This window comes from Vandammella animalimorsus, from assembly GCF_002285285.1.
Lineage (GTDB): Bacteria > Pseudomonadota > Gammaproteobacteria > Burkholderiales > Burkholderiaceae_C > Lampropedia > Lampropedia animalimorsus.
Genome location: NZ_NSJF01000001.1, coordinates 754,453 through 778,534, shown reverse-complemented (window position 1 = coordinate 778,534; position 24,082 = coordinate 754,453). Strand labels below are relative to the sequence as shown.

17 protein-coding genes are annotated in these 24,082 nt (G+C 67.8%); 7 read left to right on the top strand and 10 right to left on the bottom strand.

Annotated elements, in window-relative coordinates; translation table 11 throughout:
- Positions 1-29: 29 nt before the first annotated feature.
- From CK620_RS03280 to rsgA, 3 genes are read left to right on the top strand one after another with little or no spacing between them, the layout of a single operon-like run.
- The gene (locus CK620_RS03280) at positions 30-218 is read left to right on the top strand and encodes a GreA/GreB family elongation factor (RefSeq protein ID WP_095549034.1); all 189 of its coding nucleotides are present in this window, start codon (positions 30-32) and stop codon (positions 216-218) included.
- Positions 211-1,536 (top strand): M48 family metallopeptidase, encoded by a 1,326-nt coding sequence (locus CK620_RS03275; RefSeq protein ID WP_095549033.1) that lies wholly within the window; start codon positions 211-213, stop codon positions 1,534-1,536. Before CK620_RS03280 ends, CK620_RS03275 begins: the two co-directional genes overlap by 8 nt.
- Entirely contained in the window at positions 1,533-2,570 is a 1,038-nt protein-coding gene (gene rsgA / locus CK620_RS03270; protein WP_095549032.1) for a ribosome small subunit-dependent GTPase A, read from the top strand. The genes CK620_RS03275 and rsgA overlap by 4 nt, the downstream gene beginning before the upstream one ends.
- An 82-nt stretch (positions 2,571-2,652) precedes the next feature.
- Here rsgA and CK620_RS03265 read toward each other — a convergent pair whose 3' ends face one another.
- The 3 genes from CK620_RS03265 to CK620_RS03255 form a co-directional block, all read right to left on the bottom strand.
- A complete protein-coding gene (locus tag CK620_RS03265) occupies positions 2,653-3,609 on the bottom strand; it encodes a porin (protein WP_095541958.1) in 957 nt (318 codons plus the stop codon).
- Between the two features lie 365 nt (positions 3,610-3,974).
- On the bottom strand, positions 3,975-4,799 hold the full coding sequence (dapD, locus tag CK620_RS03260) for a 2,3,4,5-tetrahydropyridine-2,6-dicarboxylate N-succinyltransferase (protein ID WP_095549031.1): 825 nt from the start codon (positions 4,797-4,799) through the stop codon (positions 3,975-3,977).
- 137 nt (positions 4,800-4,936) lie between these two features.
- The gene (locus CK620_RS03255) at positions 4,937-5,722 is read right to left on the bottom strand and encodes a 3-hydroxybutyrate dehydrogenase (RefSeq protein ID WP_095541960.1); all 786 of its coding nucleotides are present in this window, start codon (positions 5,720-5,722) and stop codon (positions 4,937-4,939) included.
- Positions 5,723-5,913: 191 nt separating this feature from the next.
- Between CK620_RS03255 and CK620_RS03250 the strand changes: the two genes are divergently transcribed.
- Both CK620_RS03250 and CK620_RS03245 read left to right on the top strand, forming a co-directional pair.
- Positions 5,914-6,921 (top strand): alpha/beta fold hydrolase, encoded by a 1,008-nt coding sequence (locus tag CK620_RS03250; protein ID WP_095549132.1) that lies wholly within the window; start codon positions 5,914-5,916, stop codon positions 6,919-6,921.
- A 114-nt stretch (positions 6,922-7,035) separates the two neighbouring features.
- Positions 7,036-9,303 (top strand): RelA/SpoT family protein, encoded by a 2,268-nt coding sequence (locus CK620_RS03245; RefSeq protein ID WP_095549030.1) that lies wholly within the window; start codon positions 7,036-7,038, stop codon positions 9,301-9,303.
- A 65-nt stretch (positions 9,304-9,368) separates the two neighbouring features.
- On the opposite strand, the gene pdxY is transcribed toward CK620_RS03245, so the two are convergent.
- Together pdxY and CK620_RS03235 are read right to left on the bottom strand one after the other, a co-directional pair.
- Positions 9,369-10,229, bottom strand: a complete 861-nt coding sequence (pdxY, locus tag CK620_RS03240) for a pyridoxal kinase PdxY (RefSeq protein ID WP_095549029.1) — start codon at positions 10,227-10,229, stop codon at positions 9,369-9,371.
- A gap of 223 nt (positions 10,230-10,452) precedes the next feature.
- Entirely contained in the window at positions 10,453-10,785 is a 333-nt protein-coding gene (locus tag CK620_RS03235) for a hypothetical protein (RefSeq protein WP_095549028.1), read from the bottom strand.
- A gap of 216 nt (positions 10,786-11,001) precedes the next feature.
- On the opposite strand from CK620_RS03235, the gene ppk1 reads away from it, so the two are divergent.
- Together ppk1 and glnA are read left to right on the top strand one after the other, a co-directional pair.
- The gene (ppk1, locus tag CK620_RS03230) at positions 11,002-13,584 is read left to right on the top strand and encodes a polyphosphate kinase 1 (RefSeq protein ID WP_095549027.1); all 2,583 of its coding nucleotides are present in this window, start codon (positions 11,002-11,004) and stop codon (positions 13,582-13,584) included.
- A 237-nt stretch (positions 13,585-13,821) separates the two neighbouring features.
- A complete protein-coding gene (glnA, locus tag CK620_RS03225) occupies positions 13,822-15,237 on the top strand; it encodes a type I glutamate--ammonia ligase (RefSeq protein WP_095549026.1) in 1,416 nt (471 codons plus the stop codon).
- Between the two features lie 216 nt (positions 15,238-15,453).
- Here the strand turns inward: glnA and CK620_RS03220 are convergent, their stop codons facing one another.
- The 5 genes from CK620_RS03220 to CK620_RS03200 form a co-directional block, all read right to left on the bottom strand.
- Positions 15,454-17,271, bottom strand: coding sequence for an ABC transporter ATP-binding protein (locus CK620_RS03220; RefSeq protein WP_095549025.1), 1,818 nt, complete (start codon positions 17,269-17,271; stop codon positions 15,454-15,456).
- Positions 17,268-19,073, bottom strand: a complete 1,806-nt coding sequence (locus CK620_RS03215) for an ABC transporter ATP-binding protein (RefSeq protein WP_420894196.1) — start codon at positions 19,071-19,073, stop codon at positions 17,268-17,270. Before CK620_RS03215 ends, CK620_RS03220 begins: the two co-directional genes overlap by 4 nt.
- A gap of 96 nt (positions 19,074-19,169) precedes the next feature.
- Positions 19,170-21,302 carry a TonB-dependent receptor gene (locus CK620_RS03210; RefSeq protein ID WP_095549024.1) on the bottom strand — a complete coding sequence of 711 codons (2,133 nt, stop codon included), beginning with the start codon at positions 21,300-21,302 and terminating at the stop codon, positions 19,170-19,172.
- Between the two features lie 120 nt (positions 21,303-21,422).
- Positions 21,423-22,508 (bottom strand): helix-turn-helix transcriptional regulator, encoded by a 1,086-nt coding sequence (locus CK620_RS03205; RefSeq protein ID WP_095549023.1) that lies wholly within the window; start codon positions 22,506-22,508, stop codon positions 21,423-21,425.
- 276 nt (positions 22,509-22,784) lie between these two features.
- Complete coding sequence (locus CK620_RS03200; RefSeq protein ID WP_095549022.1) at positions 22,785-24,080, bottom strand: MFS transporter; 1,296 nt, start codon at positions 24,078-24,080, stop codon at positions 22,785-22,787.
- Positions 24,081-24,082: the final 2 nt, after the last annotated feature.

Genomic DNA, 24,082 nt, shown 5'->3' with positions numbered 1-24,082 from the left:
TGTTTTTGAGAACAGGGACAGGCAACACCATGACCACCATCTCCATCCACCAAAGCGGCGCTGGCAAGCTCAAGAAAGAGCGGCACAGCCTGACAGCCGTGCAGCCCCCGGCCGTGATCATCGCCATTTCCCAGGCTTGCGCGCAGGGCGATCTGAGCCAGAGCGCCGGCAATGGGCCAATGCCCGCTTTGCTTTTTGCCGGAGGCCACGATGTCTGACTGGAGTGCTTTCGCCCCCGCCCCTGGGGCGCTGCCGCTGGCTGGGTTGGCGCAGGCCTTCGTGGCCGCGCTGCTGTTGCAGACGGCGCTGGAGCTGTGGCTGGCCCGGCGCCAGCGCCGCCATGTGCTGCGCCACCGCGCTCAGGTGCCGACGGCATTCGCGCAGCGCATCACGCTGGCGGCGCACCAGCGCGCCGCCGATTACACGGCCGACACGGTGCGGCTGGGCATGTGGGAGAGTGCGCTGTCCGCCCTGGTGGTGCTGATCTGGACGCTGGGCGGCGGGTTGGATGCGCTCAATCAGGCGCTGCTGCGCTGGATGGGGCCTGGCCTGGGCCAGCAACTGGCCCTGATGCTGGCGTTTGGCGCCATCTCCGCGCTGCTGAACCTGCCCTTGGGTCTGTACAAAACCTTCGTCATCGAGCAGCGCCACGGCTTCAACCAAATGAGCTGGGCCCTGTGGCTGGCCGATGCGCTGCGCGCGGTATTGCTGGGGCTGTTGCTGGGCGTGCCGCTGCTGGCGGCGCTGCTGTGGCTGATGCAGGCCGCAGGCGGCCTGTGGTGGCTGTGGGCCTGGGCGCTGTGGATGGGCTTCAACCTGCTCATGCTGTGGCTGTATCCGACCTGGATTGCGCCGCTGTTCAACCGCTTCGAGCCGCTGGCGGACCAGGCGCTGGAGGAGCGCATCCGCGCGCTGATGCAGGCCAGCGGTTTCAAGGCGCAGGGCCTGTTCGTCATGGATGGCAGCCGCCGCAGCGCCCATGCCAATGCCTACTTCACCGGCCTGGGCAGCGCCAAGCGGGTGGTGTTTTTCGACACCTTGCTGCGCAAGCTCGGCCATGGCGAGATCGAGGCCGTGCTGGCCCACGAGCTGGGGCACTTCAAGCACCGGCATATCGCCAAGCGCCTGGCGTTGTTTGCCTTGCTCAGCGTCCTGGGCTTTGCTGCGCTGGGCTGGCTGCTGCAGCAGCCGGCATTCTTCACGGCCCTGGGCGTGACGCCGCAGCTCGATGCCCAGGGCGGCCTGCTGCCGCAGGCCCACAACGCATTGGCGCTGCTGCTGTTTTCCATTGTCGCGGGCGTGCTGGGCGGGCTATTGCAGCCGCTGTGGGCACAGCTCTCGCGCCGCCATGAGTTCGAGGCCGATGCCTATGCCGCACGCCACAGCAGCGCGCAGCACCTGGCCGCGGCCCTGCTCAAGCTGTACGAGGACAACGCCGCCACGCTCACGCCCGACCCGCTGTATGCGCGCTTTCATTATTCGCACCCGCCGGCCAGCGAGCGTCTGGCCCGCATGGGGCAGCAGGTGCAGGCATGACTGTGACTCGCCCCGGAACTGACTTGCAGCACGGCCTGGTAGTGACGGGCCATGGTCGCCACTATGTGGTTGAGGCCAGCGATGGCTCGCGGCGCATCTGCCATCCGCGCGGCAAGAAAAGCCAGGCCGTGGTGGGCGACCGCGTGCAGTGGCTGGCAGCGCCCACCGGCGGCCTGGACGAGGAGGGCAGCATTGAGGCCATCGAACCCCGGCGCAACCTGTTCTATCGCCAGGATGCAGTGCGCACCAAGGCTTTCGCCGCCAACATCGACCAGATACTGGTGTTGCTGGCGGCCGAGCCGGTGTTCTCCGAGGAGCAATTGGCCAAATCCCTGGTGGCGGCGCAGGCCGCAGGCATCGAGGTGCTCATCGGCCTGAACAAGGAGGATGTGCAATCCCCGTTCGAGCGCGCGTGGCAGCGCCTGCGCGCCTACCGCCAACTTTGGCCGCAAGAAGAACCGAGTGCGCCAGCCCAGCCGCTGTACCCGGTGCTGCGCCTGCAATTGGATGCCGAGCACGGCGGCAGCGACTTCGCCCAGCTGCGCCAGCGCCTGCAGGGCAGGGCCACCCTGGTATTGGGCCCTTCCGGGGTGGGCAAGAGCACGTTGATTAACCGCCTGATTCCCGATGCGGCAGCGCAGACGGCAGAAATCTCCCGCGCCCTCAACAGTGGCCGTCACACCACGACGGTGACGACCTGGTACTGGCTGGACCGCGCCAGCGGCACGGCAGTGCTGGATTCGCCCGGCTTTCAGGAGTTTGGCCTGAACCACATCCGCCGGCAGGACTTGCCGCGCTGGATGCCCGACATCGGCCGCCACGCCACCGGCTGCCGCTTTCACAACTGCAGCCACCGCCATGAGCCCGGCTGCGTGGTGCGCGCCGCCGTGGCCGAGGACGATGCGCCGCATCCCGATGACGACACTGTTGTAGGGCAGTCGCCTGCGCCAGAGGCCGCGCCCCGGGCCCTGCCGGCCATTGCCGCGAGCCGCTATGCGCTCTACCAGCGCCTGTTCGAGCAGCTGGGCAGCTAGGGCCTGAGCGCGACATGCCACAAAAAAGCCCTGCCGAGAGGGCAGGGCTTTGGGCATGCAAGCGGGCAATGCCGCGCGTGCATCAGAACAGGTGACGCACACCCAGAGCGAAGGAGCTGAAGTCCTTGCCTGCGGCCGGTGCGCCGCCGTAGTTGGCGTTGCGCTCGTTGTCGATGCGGGTGTAGAAGCCGTACAGCTTGGTGCGCTTGCTCAGGTTGTAGTTGTAGCCCAGCGTGAACTGGGTTGCGCCGCTCTTGGCCACGTTGTCGTACTCATCGGCCCAGCCCACGTTGGCATGGAATTCCGATGCGCCGGCGAAGTAGGCCGCAGCCAGACGTGCCGAGAGACGGTCGCCCAGGTTCGCACCATGGCCGTTCTCGTCAAACTGCACGTAGCCGCCCAGTGCGATGGTGTCGGTGGCGTACAGGGCGCGCAGCGTGTAGGCCTCGGCCTTGTCGTGCTTGGCAAAGCCGCCGGCCAGGTCGAAATTGCCGAATTTGTAGCTCACGCTCAGGTCGTAGGGCGACTTGCCGTTGTGGTTGTCTTCAAAGCCATAGCCCAGCTCCAGCGAGAAGCCGCCCAGCTCCGGCGTCACGTAGCCGACTTTGGCGGTATTGGGCACGATGTAGGCATACAACGCATCGGCAGACGAGCCGGTGTCGTGGTTGTGCATGCTGATGTAATCAGCGGTGTTGCTGTAGACCGTGGAGTTGTAGTTGCCCAGGCGCAGCTTGCCGAAGTTGCCGCCCAGGTACAGCTCGGACTGGCGGGCAAAGCCGTCGGTGGCCGCGCCAGTGGTGGAGTCCACTTTTTGTTCGAAAACGAAGCCGGCTTTCAAACCGCCGCCCAGGTCTTCCACACCGCGAAAGCCGATGTACGACGAGTTGCTGTGCAGGCCGGTGGTGGCGTCTTCACCCTGGAACTTCTGGTGTTCCACGGTGGTGTTGATGCGGCCATAGAGCGTGACGCTGCTTTGCGCATGGGCAGCGCCAAAGGCCAGCAGGGGGATCAGGGCGATGGACAGGTGTGAGGTTTTCATGGCGGGAGTCCCAAAGATTGAAACAATGCCCGGCTGCATGGGGAGGCAGGCCGGGGCTGTGTTCGTCTGTTGCGCTGTGCCTGTGGCAGGCCTGGCAATGCATCGACGCTGCCGAGTGTACGGGCGGCGCTGCACGATGCTTAAGCATTATTTGCATTTGCCCGCACAGAGCGATTCAAAGTGTTGTTGTTATGCAACTTGACTGGGGATTACCCCAATGAGATCAGGCACTTCGAGGCATTTTCTGTGATGAATTCTTGCTGTGAAACAGCGGCTTGGAGGCCGCCCAGATGCGGCCCCAAGCTGCATGAAAGAAGCGGCCCGAAGGCCGCCGCTGATAAGGGTGAGAGGCTTGGGCCGAGGCTTCAATCGCGCAGCAGGTCGTTGAGGCTGGTCTTGGCGCGGGTCTGTGCGTCCACGCGCTTGACGATGATGGCCGCATACAGGCTGTAGCGCCCGCCGTCCTTGGGCAGAGAGCCGCTGATGACCACGGAGCCCGCGGGAATGCGGCCGTAGCTGACCTCGCCGGTGGTGCGGTCGTAGATTGGCGTGCTCTGGCCGATGTACACGCCCATGGAGATGACGGAGTTTTCCTCCACGATCACGCCCTCGACGATTTCCGAGCGTGCGCCAATGAAGCAGTTGTCCTCGATGATGGTCGGATTGGCCTGCAGAGGCTCGAGCACGCCGCCCAGGCCCACGCCGCCGGAGAGGTGCACGTTCTTGCCCACCTGTGCGCAGGAGCCTACGGTGGCCCAGGTATCGACCATGGTGCCTTCATCGACGTAGGCGCCGATGTTGACGTAGGAGGGCATCAGGATCGCGCCCTTGGCAATGAAGCTGCCGCGTCGCGCCACGGCCGGCGGCACCACGCGCACCCCGGTGGCGGCCAGTTGCTGCGCCGACATGCCCGAGAACTTGGTGGGCACTTTGTCGTAAAAGCCCAGGTCGCCGGCCTGCATCAGGCTGTTGTCGTTGAGGCGAAAAGACAGCAGCACGGCTTTTTTCACCCACTGGTGCACCGTCCAGTCGCCCACGCCATTGCGCGAGGCCACGCGCAGGGCGCCGCTGTCGAGCTGGGTCAGCACGTCCTCGACGGCCTGGCGCACATCGGCCGGTGCGGAGGAGGGGGAGAACGCAGCGCGCTCTTCCCAGGCGTTTTCGATCAGGGTTTGCAAGGCTTGGGTCATGGTGTTGGGTAGGGCAGAAAACAGTGAAGGAAAAAGATGCGGGCCAGCACCCAGGGCAGGGCTGGCCACGGATGGATTGCATGGTGGCTGCGGTCACAGTATGTGATCCGCAGGGCGCAGAGACTTTGCGCAGCCGGTTATTGGGCTACCCAGCCGCCGTCCATGTTCCAGGCCACGCCGCGAACGTTGTCGCCGGCGGGCGAGCAGAAAAAGGCAGCCAGCTCGCCGAGTTCCTCTGGCGTGGTAAAGCGCAGCGAGGGCTCCTTGGCGCCCAGCAGCTGGGCCTGGGCCTGATCGGTGCTGATGCCGTTGTTCTTTGCCAGGTCGTCGATCTGCTTTTGCACCAGCGGCGTCAGCACCCAGCCGGGGCAGATGGCATTGGCCGTCACGCCAGTGGTGGCCGTCTCCAGCGCAGTCACCTTGGTCAGTCCAACCACGCCATGCTTGGCCGCCACGTAGGCCGATTTCTCCACCGAGGCCACCAGGCCATGCACCGAGGCAATGTTGATGATGCGGCCCCAGTTGGCCTGAAGCATGGCCGGCAGCGCCAGCCGCGTGGTATGGAACACGCTGCTGAGGTTGATGGCGATGATGGCGTCCCAGCGCTCGGGCGGGAAGTCCTCGATGCGGGCGGTGTGCTGGATGCCGGCGTTGTTGACGAGCACGTCCACGCGGCCGAATTCCTTTTGCGCGTAAGCCATCAAATCCTCGATCTCGCCCACCTTGCTCAGGTCTGCGCCGTGGTAGGCGGTGCGGATGCCGTGCGCCTGGCCGGCCTGCTCGATGGCGCGGCGCGGCGCGTCGGCATCGCCAAAGCCGTTGACCAGGATGTTGGCGCCCTGTGCGGCCAGCACCTGGGCAATGCCCAGGCCAATGCCGCTGGTGGAGCCGGTGACAAGTGCGGTTTTTCCTTTGAGATGCATGACAAGCCTCCGTATCGGTTGCAGATTTCAGGTTGCGGATTTCAATTAGGATGTGCGCGAAGCGGCCCCGTCTGGTGCGGGGCCGTGGCATGGAGAAAATCTTTGCAGGCCGCATTCTCGCAGCTTTGCCGGCTGTGCTGCTGCGGCCTGCCCGAAAGCCTGTGCAAGGCCCTGGACTGGAGGGAAAAGGCATGTCCGAATTGCAGCATGAGCACTCAACTGGCACCGCCAACGCGGCCTGGGCCGCCGATGCGCCGCCGCCAGCGCAGTTGCGCCACGTGCAGTGCCCAGGCGCCAGCAAGGCCGGGCCGCACGGCGCAGGCGATGCGCAAAGTCATCGCATGGCCTACTGGGATTGGCCCGCAGCCGATGATGCGGGCAATGCCCACCTCATCGTCTGCGTGCATGGGCTGACGCGCAATGGCCGCGACTTCGACGTGCTGGCGCAGCGCCTGCGGCGCAAGGCGCGCGTGATCTGCCCGGACGTGGTCGGGCGCGGGCGCAGCGATTGGCTGGCCGATGCCCACGGCTACCAGATCCCCACCTATGTGGGCGACATGCAGGCGCTGCTGGCCGAGCTGGCACAACAGGCCCAGGCGCAGGGCCAGCCCATCGCCCGCATGGATTGGGTCGGCACCAGCATGGGTGGGCTGATCGGCCTGGGGCTGTTGGCCCAGCCAAGCCTGCCGCTGCCGCTGGGGCGGCTGGTGCTCAACGACGTGGGGCCGAGCATCGAATGGCAGGCGCTGCAGCGCATCGGCAGCTACCTGGGCCAGCCGCTGCGCTTTGCCGACCTGCAGCAAGGGGCCGAGTACCTGCGGCGCATTGCCGTGGGCTTTGGCCCGCACAGCGATGCGCAGTGGCTGGCGCTGTCGGCGCCGATGCTGCGCAGCGATGGCGCAGGCGGGCTGGCCCTGCACTACGACCCGGCCATTGCGCAGCCCTACCAATCCTTCACTCAGGAGGCGGCCAGCGCAGGCGAGCAGGTGCTTTGGAGCCTGTACGATGCGCTGCGCCTGCCCACGCTGCTGCTGCGCGGCGCGCAGTCCGATCTGCTCAGCGCCGCCACCGCCCAGGCCATGACCCGGCGCGGCCCGCAGGCGCAGCTGGTGCAGTTTGAAGGCGTGGGGCATGCGCCCACGCTGGTGCAGCCCGAACAGCTGGCCGTGGTCGAGCAATTCCTGCTGGGCGAGGCCTGAACCAGCGCCATGCGCCTTTGCGCCTATGCGCCTATGCGCGCGCAGCTTGTCCTATAGTGCGCACATTGCGCCCGACGCGGCACGCGGCGCACGCCCCGGACTTCACGGTTTGCTATGAACTCCCCCCTTGCAGAGACCCCTACGCTGCCCCTGGACGGGCTCGGCGCCGCTGCCCCGGCGCCGCCGCTGCTGCTGAGCGCGGCGGCGGCCATGCTGCCCAGCCAAACGGACATGCTGGCGCGCGCGCGCGCCTTTGCCCAACCTCTGCTGGCCGGCGAAGTGCTGCGCAACGGTGAGGCGGTGCTGGCGCATGCCGATGCGGTGGCCGAGCTGCTGCGGGCCATTGGCGGCTCCGAGGCCATGCAGGCGGCCACTTACCTGATCTATGCCTCGTTCCACCTGCACCAGCCGCAGGAGGCCATTGCGCGCCGCTTTGGCGAGACTTATGCAGCGCTGGCGGTGGAGACCTCCAAGCTCATGCAGATACAGGGCCAGGCGCGCAGCGGCTCGGGCGCGCGCAAGCAGGGCGAGGCCAAGATCGAGCACACCGAGACGGTGCGCAAGATGCTGCTGGCCTTCTCGCGCGATCTGCGCGTGGTGCTCATCCGCCTGGCCTCGCGCCTGCAGACGCTGCGCTACCACGCCAGCAGCAAGGTGCCCATCGACCCGCTGCTGGCCGAGGAAAGCCTGTACGTGTTCGCGCCGCTGGCCAACCGGCTGGGCATCTGGCAGTTCAAGTGGGAAATCGAGGATCTGGCCTTCCGCTTTCTGGAGCCCGAGACCTACCACGAAGTGGCCGGCAAGCTCGCGGCCAAGCGGCGCGAGCGCGAGCAGTACATGCAGCAGCTGTGCGATGAAGTGCGCAGCCAGCTCCAGCGTCGCGGCGTGCAGGCCGTCGTGCAGGGTCGGCCCAAGCACATCTACAGCATCGTCAAAAAGATGCGCGGCAAATCGCTGGCCTTCGAGCAGCTCTTTGACCTGCGGGCCATGCGCATCATCGTCCCCAGCGTGCCCGAGTGCTACGAGGCCCTGGGCTGGATTCACACGCACTTCACGCCCATCGAGGCCGAGTTCGATGACTACATCGCCAAGCCCAAGCCCAACGGCTACCAATCGCTGCACACGGTGGTGCGCGACGCGCAGGGCCGGGCGGTGGAAATCCAGATCCGCACCCAGGCCATGCACGAGCACGCCGAGACCGGCGTGGCCGCGCATTGGGCCTACAAGGAGGCGGGCACCAAGGGCTATGCCGGCGTGTCCGCCAGTGGCGAGTACGACGCCAAGATCGCCGTGCTGCGCCAGCTGTTGGCCTGGGAGCGCGAATTCGCCGACAGCGACGAAGTGCGCGCGCTGGGCCTGTTCGACGACCGCATCTACGTGCTCACGCCCAATGCCTCCATCGTCGAGCTGCCCAAGGGCGGCACGCCGCTGGATTTTGCCTACACCGTGCACACCAGCCTGGGCCACCGCTGCCGTGGCGCCAAGGTCGATGGCGCCATGGTGGCGCTGAACACGCCGCTGCAAAACGGCCAGACGGTGGAGATCGTCGCCGCCAAGGACGGCGGCCCCTCGCGCGACTGGCTCAACCCCGAGCTGGGCTATCTGAGCAGCAACCGTGCGCGCAGCAAGGTGCGCGCCTGGTTCAACGCCCAACTGCAGCAGCAGACCGTCGCCAAAGGGCGCGAGGTGGTGGAGAAAATCCTGCAGCGCGAAGGCAAGACGGCGCTCAAGCTCGAGTCGATCGCTGAACAGCTGGGCTTCAAATCCGCCGACGCCTTTTTTGAAGTCGTGGGCAAGGACGAGTTCTCGCTGCGCACGCTCGAAGCCCTGCTGCGCCCCGCGCCGGGCGAGGAGCCGGGCCAGGCCAGCAGCGACACCGTGGTGCTGCGCAAGCCGCGCAGCGGCGGCAGCGGCAAGGTGCTGGTGGTGGGCATGGACTCACTGATGACGCACCTGGCCAAATGCTGCATGCCAGCGCCGCCCGACGAGATCGGCGGCTTCGTCACGCGCGGCAAGGGCGTGGCCATCCACCGCAGCAGCTGCAGCAACTTTCAGAAAATGCGCAATACCTCGCCCGAGCGCCTGATCGAAGTGCAATGGCGCGACAGCGCAGGCGCCGCTGGCGGCGCCGACGCGAGCGGCAAGGCCCTGTACCCGATGGAAATCCACGTGCAGGCCCAGGACCGCCAGGGCCTGCTGCGCGACATCTCCGACGTGCTCACGCGTGAGCGCACCAACGTCATCGGCGTGCAAACGCGCAGCCACAAGAACAACACCGCCACGATGGTCTTCACCGTCGAAGTGCACAGCGCCACCCGCCTGCAGGGTGTGCTCGCCGCCGTCGCCCAGGTGCCCGGCGTGCGCACGGCGCGGCGGCGCTGAGGGCCAAACGCCTGCCCTCGAAATCCTCGCGTCGGCGCAAGCGCCGGCGCTGACTGCCGACTGCTTTAAAGCGCCACCACCTCGAACTGCTGCTGCGGTTGCACGATCTGCGCCTGCTGCTCGATCAGCGGCAGGTCGCGCTGACCATCCTGGGTGTGGCCCACCAGCGCGTACAGGCTGGCCGTGGCCTGTTGCAGCGCCTCGGGCAGCGGGCGCTGTTGCAGCAGGTGCGCCAGCAAAATGGCCGAGAACGCATCGCCCATGCCATTGGGCAGCGGCGTGCGCGCAATGATGGGCGTGTGCACGACCCAGGCCTGCTGGGCGCGCACGGCCAGCGTGGCCAGTTGGCCCTGGGCGATGTCGGGCGTGACCAGGCTGGTGATGACCACTGTCTTGCCCGTGCTGGCAATGTGGCGGCGCGCCACTTCGACCGCATGGGCGGTCGATTGCAGCGTCACTCCCATGAGCTGCTCGAACTCGAACTGGTTGGGCGTGATGATGTCCGCCGCCGCCAGGGTGTGGTCGCGGTGGTATTCGGCAATGCCTGGGCGCACGAACACGCCGCGTCCCACGTCGCCGAACACCGGATCGCACAGATACAGCGCCGCCGGGTTGGCCTGGCGCACGCGCTGGGCAATGTCGATGATGGCATCGCCAATGCTGCTGTCGCCCATGTAGCCAGAGAGCACGGCAGAAATTTTCGGCAGCAGGCCGCGCTCCTCGATGCCCTGGAACACCTCGCGCAGGTGCGCCACATCGAACACCTGGCCACGGAATGCGCCATAGCCCGTGTGGTTGGAGAACTGCACCGTGTGCACAGGCAGGACTTCAATGCCCAGGCGCTGCATGGCAAACACCGCCGCCGAATTGCCAGCATGGCCGTAGGCGACGTGCGATTGGACGGAAAGGACAAGAGGTGCGCTCATGGTCGGTGAGATCGGTGAGAAGAAAAGGGCCGTAGGAGAAAAAAGAGCGCAAGTATGCCTGCAAGCCGTGGCGGCAGGCGGCTTGCCGGGCCAGAAAAGTGCCGCCCGGCCAGATTGGATGGCGACATTGCGGGTTTTCACAAAGCAGGCGGAGAAAGCCCCGAACCTGCCCAAGCGCTTTTGCCCGCCCGCGCCAAGAGGTTGAGCGGGCAGCTTACGCGGCTTACAGCGCGCGCAGCGTGTACAGCCCTTCGCCCATGTGGCGCTGGGGGCCGAACACGGCCTGCATGGCCTGGGTTTCGGCCAGGCGCCAGCTTTCGAAGACGTGGCGCTGGGCGTCGGGCAGGTTTTCCACGTCGATGCCTTCGGCGCTGCCCGTGCCCTGGGCCTGCACGATGGCGACGAAGGCCTGATAGGTGGGCAAGACCAGCGCGGCGTCGCCCAGGGATTGAGCCAGGGCCTGGGCGAAGGCCTGTTGCGCCTGCTGGCGCTGGTGCGGCGGCAGCTCTTCGGGCAGCCAAAGCTCGATGGCAAAGGGCAGGGCGGTGTGGGGCATGTGGGCAGGCAATGGCTGTGGCGGGCGGGCCATTGTAGGCAGCGTGTTGCTGGCGCGCCGGCCGTGCCTTGGGTTTTGCCTTCGGCCCTTGCGCACTGGTTTTGGCGTACCGGCCAGCAAGGCGTGAGAAGTTGAGCGCGGCAGGCGCTTTGTCTGTGCCGCAGGGCGCAAGGCGTGCGACACTTGCGGCGCTTTTTTTGACATACGGCATTGCGCATGGCCCGAAAGAAATCCCCCGAAAAATCCACCGCTGCTTTTGTTGCACAGGCCCAGCCGCTGGCGCTGCCCAGTGGCGAACAAGGCAAGTTGGCAGTGCAGGCATCGCAGCAGCCAGAACAGCCCAGGCCGGGCAAGGGCCCGAAAGCGGCCAAGCAGCGCAGCGATCGCAAGAAGACTGCCAAGGCCAGCAAGGCGGATAAGGCGGGCAAGGCCGCGAAGCAGGCCAAACCGCCCAAACCATCCAAGCAGGCTAGGCAAACCCAAAAGACCGGCGCCGCCGTGCCGCAGCCTGGCGCGCTGGTGCTGCGCCGCGCCGATGCCGACAGCCTCAGCGATGCGCTGCGCACGGCCCAGGCGCTGCAGGCCACGACGGGCTCGGCCTGGAGCCTGAGCCGCAAGCAGATCGAGGCCGAGAGCGAGCTGATCGTGCACCTGGCGCGGCCCGATGGCATTGCCTGGCTGGATCGGGACGGCAGCATTCTGGATTTCAACGAGCGGGTGTTCGACTGGGCCGAGCGCGACGATGTGCCGCTGCTGGAGCGGCTGCGCTATCTGTGCATCGTCTCTTCCAACCTGGATGAGTTCTTCGAGGTGCGCGTGGCCGACCACCTGGAGGCCGCGCGCGATGGCGTGGAGGACGACGAGTTTTCCGTGCAAAGCTATGCGCGGCTGTCGCACAAGGCGCAACAGTTGGTGCAGCGCCAGTACGCGCTCTACAACAAGGCGCTGCTGCCGGCGCTGCAGGAGCAGGGCATCCAGATCTTCTCGCACGGCAAGCGCAATGCCGGCCAGCGCCGCTGGGTCAAGGAGTATTTCGAGCGCGAGGTGCGGCCGCTGCTGACGCCGGTGGCGCTCGATCCGGCGCACCCCTTCCCGCAGGTGGCCAACAAGACGCTGAATTTCATTGTGCGCCTCGATGGCGAGGACGCCTTTGGCAACCGCAACGAGATCGCCATCGTCAAAGTGCCGCGCGTGCTGTCGCGCTTTGTGCGCTTGCCCGATGCGCTGGCCGGGGGCAAGGGCAAGATCGGCGTGATCAGCCTATCGAGCATCATCCGCACGCACCTGCCCGAGCTGTTCCCGGGGCGCAAGGTGGTGGAGTTTTCGCAGTTTCGCGTCACGCGCCACTCGGATCTGGCCGTCACCGAGGGCGAGGTGCAGAACCTGCGCACGGCGCTGCGCAGGGGCCTGCAGCACCGGCACTTCGGCAAGGCCACGCGCATCGAGGTCTCGCACGGCTGCTCGGCGCCCATCGTGAATCTGCTGCTGGCCGAGTTCGAGCTGCCCGAGCAAGCGCTGTACCGCGTCGAGGGGCCGGTGAACCTGGTGCGCCTGAACCAGGTCATCGACCTGGTCGATGGCGAGCGCCCGGCGCTGCTGTTCCCGCGCTGGATTCCGCAGTGGCCGCGCTCGCTCAAGAACAGCGAGAACCTGTTTGCACGCATCCGCCAGAAGGACGTGCTGATCCACCAGCCATTCGAGAGCTTTGATGCCGTGGTGGAGTTTCTGCGCCAGGCCGTCAAGGATCCGGACGTGCTGGCCATCAAGCAGACGGTTTACCGCACTGGCGCGGACTCGGTGATGATGGAGCTGCTGCGCGAGGCCGTGCGCAAAGGCAAGGAAGTCACCGCCGTGGTCGAGCTCAAGGCCCGCTTTGACGAGGAGAACAACATCAACTGGGCCGAGATGCTCGAAGCCATCGGCGTGCAGGTGGTCTATGGCATCGTCGGCTTGAAGACGCACGGCAAGATGCTGCTGGTCACGCGCCGCGAGGCGCGCGGCCTCAAGCGCTATGGGCATTTGTCCACGGGCAACTACAACCCGCGCACGGCAAAGCTCTATACCGATCTGAGCTATTTGACGGCCAACGACGCCATCACCGCCGACATGGATGCCGTCTTCACGCTGCTGGCCAGCCAGGTGGCATTGCCGCCGCTCAACCGCCTGCTGGTGGCGCCCTTCACGCTGCATGCCACGCTGATGGAGCACATCGCCCAGGCCCAGGCCGCCGCCCAGGCCGGCCAGCCGGCGCGCATCGTTGCCAAGATGAACGCGCTGACCGATTGGAAGCTGGCCGCCGCCCTGCACCAGGCGGCCCAGCACGGCGTGCAGATCGACCTGATCGTGCGCGCGGCCTGCGTGCTGCCGGCGCTGCACGCCACGCCTGCCGGCGGCGCCATCCGCATCCGATCCATCGTCGGGCGCTTTCTGGAGCACACGCGGGTGTTCTTCTTCCAGGCCGGGCAGCAGGAGCAGCTGTACCTGGCCAGCGCCGACTGGATGAACCGCAACATGGCGCGGCGCGTGGAGCTGGCCTGGCCGGTGCGCGACGCGGCGCTGCGCCAGCGCATCGTGGACGAATGCCTGGTGGCCTATCTGATGGACGACCAGGATGCCTGGGTGCTGCAGGAGGAGGGCCAGTACCGCCGCCTCGATGGCGACACCGTGGGCGTTAGCGCCCAGCAAATGCTGGCGCATTACTTCAGCACGGCCTCGGCCCTGCGCCCGCGCCCGCGCAGCGCCGGTTCCTCCTCTGCCGCGCAGCTGACGGCACGCACCAAGAGCGCCAAGAAAAAGTAGTGACATGCCAAAAGCCAGCGCCAGCATTGCCCGTCTGCGCTGGCGCGCCACGCATGGGCCAAAACAAAGCCCGGCTCGCGCTGGTGCGATACGACATGCAGTAAGCTTCGCGCCGCGCGCGGCGCCCGCCAGCGCGCAGAGGTTTTTTTCAGGCCGGCCTGGGCGGCTACGGCGCCTTGGGCTTTCATGCCCCACCCAATTTCCCCACCGAGTTTTCCTACGAGCAGGAGTGCCCTTATGGCAAAAACAGTCGATGACGTCATGGCAATGGTCGAAGAAAACGACATCAAGTTCGTTGATTTCCGCTTCACCGACACCCGTGGCAAAGAGCAGCACGTCACCGTGCCGGTGTCCCATTTCGATGAGGACAAGTTCCACAGCGGCCATGCGTTTGACGGCTCCTCCATGCCGGGATGGAAAGGCGTCGAAGCCTCGGACATGCTGCTCATGCCCGACCCCGACACCGCCAACATCGACCCCTTCTTCCAGGAGCCCACGCTGTTTCTGACCTGTGATGTGGTGGACCCAGCCGACGGCACCCCCTACGAGCGCGACCCGCGCAGCATCGCCAAGCGCGCCGAGGCCTATCTGAAAGCCTCCGGCCTGGGCGACACCGCCTACTTCGGCCCCGAGCCGGAATTTTTCCTGTTCGACGGCGTGCGCTGGGAGAACTCCCCCGGCAAGGTCGGCTTTGAAATCGAAGAATACGAAGCGCCCTGGAACACCGGCGCGCGGCTCGAAGGCGGCAACCGCGGCCACCGCCCCACGGTCAAGGGCGGCTATTTTCCTGTGCCGCCGGTGGACAGCACGCAGGACATGCGCGCCGAAATGTCGTTGGTGCTTGAGTCACTGGGCATCCCCGTGGAGGTGTTCCACCACGAAGTGGCTGGCGCGGGCCAGAACGAAATCGGCACCCAGTTCAGCACCCTGGTCAAACGCGCGGACTGGACGCAGCTGCAAAAGTACGTCATCCACAACGTGGCCAACCTCTACGGCAAGACGGCCACCTTCATGCCCAAGCCCATCGTGGGCGACAACGGCTCGGGCATGCACGTGCACCAATCGGTCTGGAAGGACGGCAAGAACCTCTTTGCCGGTGAGGGCTACGCGGGCCTGTCGGACTTTGCGTTGTACTACATCGGCGGCCTCATCAAGCACGCGCGCGCGCTCAACGCCATCACCAACCCGGGCACCAACAGCTACAAGCGGCTGGTGCCCGGCTTTGAGGCGCCAGTCAAGCTCGCCTACTCGGCCAAGAACCGCTCGGCCTCCATCCGCGTGCCCTTCGTCACCAACCCCAAGGCGCGCCGCGTGGAAGCGCGCTTTCCCGATCCGCTGATGAACCCCTACCTGGGCTTTGCCGCGCTGCTCATGGCCGGGTTGGACGGGGTGGAAAACAAAATCCACCCCGGCGAGGCGGCCACCAAAGACCTGTACCACCTGCCGCCCGAGGAAGACGCGCTGATTCCCACCGTTTGCCACAGCCTGGATCAGGCGATCGAAGCGCTGGACGCCGACAGGGCCTTTCTCACCAAAGGCGGCGTGTTCACCGACGCCATGCTGGACGCCTACATCGAGCTGAAGATGGGCGAAGTCACGCGCTTTCGCCAGGCCGTGCACCCGCTGGAATTCGAAATGTATTACTCGCTGTGAGCGCCTGTTGCTGATCTCTTGCTCACTTGCGCTGGAGCGCGTGCGGCTTTTTAGATGTTTTGTATGTATGTCCAAGTCAGCGGCCATGAAGCCCGGTGCCGTGAAATCAGCCAAATGGATGCTGGCCATCACCTTGATAACGCGCACCATCCGCTGCCGAACCTCCTGCAGCGTGATGGCGCGGCTCGGAGACTTTGAACAGGCCCTCAGGCCCCCTCAGGCCCGCCACTGCCTGGCTCCTTGCTGGGCGCGCCAGAGGGCGGCGTAGCGGCCATTTTTGGCCAGCAGTTCGGCGTGCGTGCCGGTCTCCAGGGCGTGGCCCTGGTCGATGACGATGATTTGCCCGGCCCCGGCGATGGTGGAGAGGCGGTGGGCGATGACGATCACGGTGCGCTCGCGCACCAGCGCCTCGATGGCGCGCTGCACGGCCAGCTCGCTTTCGGTATCGAGCGCGGCGGTGGGTTCGTCCAGCACGACGATGGGCGCGTTTTTGAGCAGGGCGCGGGCGATGCTGATGCGCTGGCGCTCGCCGCCCGAGAGGCTGGCGCCCATTTCGCCGATGCGGGTGTGCCAGCCCTGGGGCAGGCGCTCGATGAAGTCCAGGCACTGCGCGGCGCGGGCGGCCTGGCGCACTTCGTCTTCGCTGGCTTCGGGGCGGGCCATGCGGATGTTGGCCAGCACGCTGTCGTTGAACAGGTACACGTCCTGGAAAACGACGGAAACCAGCCGCCCCAGCGCCTCGGGCGGAATGTGGCGCACGTCCACCCCGCCAATGCACACGCGGCCGGCCTGCGGGTCGGCATGGCGCATGAGCAGGCGGGTGATGGTGGTCTTGCCCCCGCCCGAGGGGCCGACCAGCGCCGTCATGCCGCGCGCGGGCAGGCGGGCGCAAAAGCCTTGCAGCACGGGCGGGGCGCCGTCGGCGTAGGCGAAGTCCACGTTCTCAAAGGCAATGTCGAAGGCCGTGGGCGCCTGCGCGGGCGCGGCCTGCGGCAGCGGCGGCACGGCCAGCAGGGCGTGGATGCGCTCCAGCCCGGTTTCGATGAGTTCCACGATGGCCGTCATCGACACCACGGTCGAGAGCGGCTCGCCAAAGCGCGCCAGCATCACGGCCACGGCGGCCAGCACGGCCAGGTCCATCTGCCCGCGCACGGCCCAGCTCACCCCCGCCGCCATGACCAGCAGCAGCGACAGCTCCACCACGCTGCTGATGATGAGGTTGGGCCGCAGCCCTTTTTTCTGCCCCAGCGCCTGCATGCGCTCCAGCCGCTCGAAGCTCTCTTGCAGGCGCGCGGCGCGCGCGCCGGTGCAGCGCGCCGCGCGCAGCACGGCCAGGCCCTGGGCGTACTCCAGCACGTCGCCGCTGCACTGCGCGTTGGCCTCGGCCAGCGCGCGCATGCCGCGCCCGAAGGCGGGCCGCCGCCAGCGGTACAGCGGTATCAGCGCCGGAAACACCAGCAGCAGGGCCAGGCCCAGCCGCCAGTCCCAGGCCAGCACGCCCAGCGCGGCGGCCAGCGGCGTCAGCGCCGACTGGGTGATGAGCGTGGCGATGGTGATGGTGTAGTTCAGCCCCTCGTCCACGTTGCCCAGCAGGGCCGCGCCCATTTCGCCCGCGCGTTTTTGCTGCAGTTGCAGCAGCGGCATGCGGCGCAGCTGCTCGCCCGCCAGGCTGCGCAGGCGGTGCACGGCGTCGGCCTGCTGGCCGCCGTAGTCGAACCACTGCGCCCGCCAGCGCAGCGCCAGCGCGGCCAGCGCCAGCGCCCCAAAGCCCAGCAGCCAGGGCAGCGCCGCCGCCAGCGCCTGCGCGCCAGCCATGCGGCCCTGCGTCGCTGACAGCAGCGCGCTGAAGATGGGCAGCATCAGCGCCAGTGCCAGCCCTTGCAGCACGGCGGCGGCGGCCAGCATCAAGAGGCTGCGCCGCAGCGCGTGCGCATGGGGCGCGGCGCTGTCGATGAGCAGCCGCCAGGTGGCGCGCCAAGACCGGGTTGGGGGCCGGGTGGAGGAGCGGGTGGGCAAGCGTGCAGGGGCGTTCATGCCTGCCCCCCTGGCAGGCGCCAGCCCTGCGCCTGCTCCCAGCTGTGCCACAGGCGGGCGTAGCGCCCGCCGCGCGCCAGCAGCGCCGCGTGCCGCCCCTGCTCCAGCAATCGGCCCTGGTCAAACACCAGGATCTGGTCGGCGTCCTGCACGGTGGCCAGGCGGTGCGCCACCAGCAGCACGGTCTTGCCCCGCATCAGGGCTGCGAGCGCCTGCACCAGCGCGGCCTCGTTCTCGGGATCGGCAAAGGCAGTGGCCTCGTCCAGCACCAGGATGGGGCGGCCCTGCAAGATGGCGCGGGCGATGGTGATGCGCTGGCGCTGGCCGCCCGAGAGCTGCACGCCGCGCTCGCCCGCCGGGCTGTCGTAGCCCTGTGGCAGCGCCATGATGAAGTCGTGCGCCTGCGCCGCGCGGGCGGCGGCCATCACCGCGTCCATGCTGGCCTCGGGGCAGCCCAGGCGGATGTTGTCGGCGATGCTGCCGGCAAAGAGAAAGGTGTCCTGAAACACGAAGGCCACCTGCTGCATCAGCGTGTCGGCCCGCATCTCGCGCACGTCCGCGCCGCCCACCAGCACGCGGCCCGCGCTCACATCCCAAAAGCGCGGAATCAGCCGCGCCACCGTGCTTTTGCCCGCGCCCGACGGGCCCACCAGCGCCGTCACCCGGCCTGCCGGTGCCGTGAAGCTCACCCCTTGCAGCGCGGGCGCGCCGCCTGCTTCGTAGCGGAAATGCACGTTGTCAAACACCACGCTGGCATCCTGCGGCTGCGCGCCCGGCGCGGCCACTTCGGGCTGGGGCGGCTCGTCCAGCAGGCGCTGGATGCGGCCCACGCTCAGCTTGGCCTTTTCGATCAAGTGGTGCAGGCTCATCAGCGGCATCAGCGACTCGGCCAGCCCCGCGCCCAGCAGCAGCGCCGCCACCCACACATCGAATGTCAGCCTGCCGCCGGCCAGCAGCCACGCGCCCAGCCCCAGCAGCACCGCCAGCGTGGGCAGCATGGAGAGAATGGCGATCGAAAAGCGCGCCACGAAGCGCACGCTGGCGTACCAGTGCCGCAGCACCTGCCGGTAGGCCGCCAGCGCCGCCTGGTAGCGCCCGAAGCTGGCGCTGCCCGTGTCAAAGGTGCGCACCACCGGCATGGCCTGCACGAACTCGACGATGGCCGCGGCCACCTGCTCGCGCGCGGCGTTGTAGCGCGCGCTCACCTCGCGGCTGCCGCCGACGACGAGCGCCATCAGCGCAAAGCCCAGCGCGGGCACGGCCAGCGCCGCCAGCGCCAGCCGCCAGTCCAGCCACAGCAGGGCCGCCAGCGCCGCCAGCGGCGCGGCGCAGGCCCGCGCGAGCAGCGGCGTGGAATCGGCCACGAACACGTGCAGCGCCTGCACGTCGTCGTGCATCACCTTGGCCACCGGCCCCGCGCCCAGCGCCTGTGCCCGCCCCAGCGGCAGCCGCGCCAGGTGCGCCGCCAGCCGCGTGCGCAGCAGCACCTCCAGCCGGAAGGCCGCGTGGTGCGACACGTCAAAGGCCAGCAGCCGCAGCACGAAGGCCGCCACCGTGCACAGCGCCAGCGCCAGCATGGGCGCCCAGGGCCACTGCCCCGGCGCCAGCAGCAGCGCACGCAGCGCCAGCGCCAGACAGGCCAGCGCTCCCACGCCCAGCGCCGCCGAGGCGCAGGCCAGCGCCATGGCCAGCCCCACGCGCTCGCGCACCGGGGCCATGATGCGCCAGGGGCTGTCCGTGGCGGGCGGCTGATCAGAAGCGGCGGGCGCGGCAGGTACGGCGGACTCAGACGCTTGGCTCATGGGCGGGCAAGAAGTTTGTTGCGATCACAAGCCCATCTGCTTGCGCACCTGGGCTGCTGGGTCAAATCCAGTCTGGCTTGATGAAGCTTGATGAGATCAGAAGTGGTGCGTCAGCCCGACGCCGAAGCTGCGCCCGCGCGCGGGCATGCCCGCTTGCAGGCCGGGCCTGATCTGGTAGCCGAAAAGGTCGTAGCGCTCGTCCAGCAGGTTGTCGCCCCACAGGTACAGCTCGGTGTTGCCACTGACCACGCCCAGGCGCAGGTCCACTTTGTTGTAGCTGTCCAGGTCAAAGCTGTTTTGCACATCGGCGGCGCGTTTGCCCACGTGGCGCAGCGTCATGCGCGCGTTGAGCACGGGCGAGCGCAGGCCCCAGAAGGCAGGCAGCGCGCGCTGCCACTGCACGCCCAGCAGGGCAGACAGGCGCGGCACGTCGGGCAGGCGGTTGCCCGCGTGCACGTCGCCCGCCGGGGTGTTGGTGATGACGTCGCGGCGGATGTCGCCCTTGATCCAGCTCAGCGCGCCGCTGAAGCTCAAGCCGCCGCCAGCGCGCCACTGCGCATCCAGCTCCAGCCCCTGGCTGCGGGTGTCGGCGCTGATGTACTGGTTGGCCAGGGTGCCGGGGTTGAAAGCGATCAGGTGGTCGTTCTTGACGCGGCTGGCAAACAGCGCCGCGTTCAGGTGCAGGAGGCCGCCTGCCAGCTCGTTCTTGGCGCCCAGCTCCAGCGTGTCCACCTTGCTGCTGAGGTAGGGCACGCCATCGGCTACCTGCGTGGCGTATTCGTTGAAGCCGCCTGCCTTGGCGCCGCGTGCGTAGGTCAGGTAGACATTGGTTTGCGCGCTGGCGGCCCAGCCCAGGCCCAGGCGGCCGGTGCTCAGGCCATCGCTCAGGCTGCGGCTGTCGGATGTGGTGGCAAAGCCCCGCGGGCTGTAGAGAGCGTCGTAGTTTTTGCGCTCGCGCGTGTGGCGCAGGCCGGTGGTGAGCTTGAGCTGCCGGCCCAGCGGCCAGGTGGCTTCGCCATAAATGGCGCTGGCGCGGGTGTCCATGTCGTGGTCGAACAGGCCGCCAGGGTGGCTTTGCATGTAGCGGCGGCCGCTCCGATAGTGGTTCAGGCCCGCGACCCAGAAGGTGCGGCTGCCCGGCAGCGAGGCAAGGCGCAGGTCGTGGTTCCAGTTCGTGCCGTCTTCCAGCACCCGCTGGGGCAACTCCATGTTCACGCCGAGCATGGGCAGGACGACTTCGCTGCCGGTCATGTTGATGACATCGCTGTCCGTGCGCTCATGGCTGCTGGCCGCCGTCAGCCGCGCCCAGGGCAGATCGTGCTGCAATTGCACGGCGTATTGGCCGATCTGGCGGCGGTTGTCGTCGATCAGCCCGTCGCGGCTCAGGCTCTGGCCCGGCGGATCGCCATAAGGGCGCAGCAGCATGGATCCCTGATAGCGCCGGGCGTCGTGGCCGCTGGCGCGCAGCACGACCTCGGTAGCGGCCTGCGGCTGCCACAGCAAGCTGGCGCGCCAGCTCAAGTCGCGCGGACGCGAGACGGGCTTGCCCGTGTTCAGGTTCACGTAGTCGTAGTCCTGCGCGTTGTGGCGCAGGGCCAGACGGGCGGCGGCGCGCTGGCCCAGCGGCAGATTGAACGCGCCTTCGGCCAGATGCTGGTGGCCGCTGCCCGCTTCGGCGCGGGCGTGGCCGCCGGTGTGGCCCAGCACGGGGCGGCGGGTGTGGATGTTGATCGCGCCCGCGCTGCTGCTGCGGCCAAACAGGGCGTTTTGCGGGCCTTTGAGCACTTCGACCTGTTCCACATCGAGCAAGCCCAGCGCTGCGTTGCCCGCGCTGGTGGGAACGCCATCCACATCGACGACCACGGACGTGTCGTCCGGCCCTGACTGGTAAAGCGAGCCGATGCCGCGTATGCGCACGTTGGCGTTGCTGGCGCCGCCCCAGGTGTTGACCTCCACGCCCGGCGTGCCGCGCAGCAGATCCTCCAGATGGTTGAGGCGGCGCTCCTCCAGCTCAACCTCATCCACGGCCTGCACCGTCAAAGGCAGGTCGCGCGCCTGCTCGGCGCTGCGGCGGGCCTGCACGGTCACGGCGGGCAGGGTGGTGGCGTCCTCCGCACCGGCAGGGGCGGCCGGCGCCTGCCCCGCGGCAGGCAGTGCGGCGCAGGCCAGCAGGGCGGCGGCCAGAGAAGGGCAAACACGGCCCGGGGGCCAGGGCTGAAGAGGGGGCACGGCAGTCTCCTTGTCCCTTCACGAAGAAGGCGGGTGCAATGTTTGAATGCAAGTCATTTTTGTTGACTTGCCATCGCCAAAACGGGAAACGGCTGGCCCGGACGGGAAATTAATCAGGCGTCAGGATGTGCGCTCGCGCAGGCTGGAGGGCAGGTGGCCGTGCGCCTGCGCAAAGGCGCGGGCAAAGCGGCTGGCGCTGGCATAGCCCACGTGGCGGGCCACCTCCTGCACACTCAAGCGCCCTTCTTCCAGCAAGGCCGCGGCCTGCTGCATGCGCAACTGGCGCAGGTAAGCGGCCACGCCCAGGCCGGTGCGGGCCTTGAAGTCGCGCTTCAGATAGCACTCATTGGTGCCGATGCGTCGCGCCAGCGTGTGGATGGAAAGGGGCTGGGCGTATTCGGCGTGGATGATGTCCAGCGCCTCATCCACGGCGCGGCGCTGGCGCGCGTGCAAGGGGCTGTGCGCGTGCGCATCGGGCAGGGCCAGCCACTGCCCCAGCAGGCCCAGGGCCAGCCCTTCGAGCTGCAGGCTGTGCGCCAGGGTCATGCCCGGCGCGCTGCCTGGCCCGCTGCTGCCCTGCCAGGCCATGTGCAGGGCCAGCAGGCGGGCGGCGTCGCGCCGCATGGCCGCGTTCATGGGCAGGGCGTTGATGGGCTGCAAATCATTGCGGTGCCGCAGGCAATGCAGCAGGCGCTGCTCGGCCAAGTGCCCTTCGGGCTGGGCCAGCCAGTGCAGCAAGGCGGTATGCGGCAAGGCCAATGCCACGTAACGCACCGTGCCGGGGTGAACAAGCTGACCCCTCTGGCAATCGGCCACGCCGCAGCCCCAGTACATCGCGCCCTCGCCATCCATGTGCTCGCGCTGCCCGCTGCTGTCGCGCCAGCTCATGCCGCCAGCAATCGGGTAGAACAGGGTGAGGGCGCAGGCATCGGGCTGCTCTGCGGGCTTGAAACAAACCCCTTTGGGCGTCTGCATGTGAAAGCTGCACAGCGCCAGGCCGCCGGGCATCTCCGCCAGGCCCGCGCAGCCGCGCATGGCGCTCTCGGCGAACACGCTGCGCGCCTCGCGCCGCCCGCCGGCCACATCGCTGACCGGCAGCCAGCGCCCCAGATTGCGCTGCATGCAGTCAAACGGCAGCAAGGGCTCGCTGTCGCTGGCCGTGGCCGCAGCAGCGGAGGCAGACAAGGCATCAGGGGCGCACGACATGCGGCAAGGCTCCAATCCGGGGTGTTCCGGCAGTCCGGCACCCCGGCAGGGCGGGCCTGCGGAATGCCGTATTGCAAATGACTTGCATTTTGCATCAAAGGGCTGCCCCTCTCGTCTGCATCGTATGAACAGGTGTATGGATGCCGCACGTTAGAGCATTCCAATGGCTACGGGAGCACTTTCAGCGCCAGCAGTTTGCGGGCGCTGATGTCCTTGTAGATGCTGTTGTGAGGCAGCTTGAGAGCTTGCAGCAGCTTGACGCCAAAGCACAGAGCCTCAGCCATTGCCTGCGATCGCATCGCGCAGCCGCCAGCTCAGCGCGCAGACCAGGGCCAGCCAGGCTGTCAGTGCGACCAGCATGGCGCCGTAGCCCATGCGGTCGAGCAGCAGGCCGGCCAGCAGCGGCGCCAGCGAGCGGGCGCTGATGAACAGGCTGGACTGGATGCCGTAGTCCAGCGCCTGTAGCGGCGCACGGGTGTGGCGCATCATCAGGCCGAACAGCAGCGCTGCGCTGGCGCCCATGGCCATGGCCAACGCAGCGGCGGCGGCCAACAGGGCCGGTTTGCCCAGGCCGGTGGCCACGGCAGTGCCCAGAGCGGCCATGGCCAGCAGGTTGAAGCCAGCAAACAGCGGCAGGGTGCGGCGCACGCCCATCCGGTGGGTCAGGTGTGCGCTGGCCAGGCTGGCCAGGGCGCTGAGCAGGCCGCCGGCCACGCCAACGCCCCAGGCGATGTGTTCTTCGGCAAAGCCTTGATCGAGCAACAGGGGCTTGAGATACACCCAGCCAGCGCCCACGGCGGGGAAATAGCACAGCAGCAGCAGCGCCCAGGCCCGGCGCGGCGCGGGCTGGAAGTAGGCCAGCACTTCTTTCAAACGGACTGGGGCGTGGGCTTGTGGCGCTGCGGGCGCTGCTTGGGCGCGCAGCGGCAGCCAGGGCAGGGCCAGCATGCCGACGAGCATGGCGGCGGCCAATGTGGCAAAGGGCCAGAACCAGCCCAGCCGGACGCGCATCACCAGCATCAGACCGCCGCCTGCGATGGCGCCCAGCGAGGTGGCGGCCGAGCGGATGGCGCCCGCGCGGGTGTGCTCGGATGGGGGCAGGATGCGGATGGCCAGGGCGTTGATGGGCACGTCGGCCCAGGTGCCCAGCAGGCTGGCAAGCATGAGCAGGGCGAACAGGGTTTGGGGTGTGGTGTTGTGCAGCGGGTGCAGCGCCAGCGCCAGCAGCGCGGCGGCGTAGGCCAGGCCCAGCGCCAGGGCCCAGTTGCGGTAGTTGACTGCGCAGTGCCGGTCAGCATCGCTCCGGTCAGCGCCACCCCGGACAGCGGCACGGCCCAAGCGCAAAGGCCAACGGTCGATGGGGGCGGCGAGGGCGAATTTCAGCATGGCGGGCAGGCCGGCCAGTTGCAGCAGGCCGATGTCGGTGCCGCTCCAGCCGTGCTGGCGCAGCACCAGCGGCAGGCCGATGAACAGATAGACGGTGGGCGCGGTCAGCGCCAGGTTGAGCCAGCCGATCAGCCCTTGCTGCGGCCACCAGCGGCGCGATGGCGTGTGCGTTTGCCGTGTGTGCATGG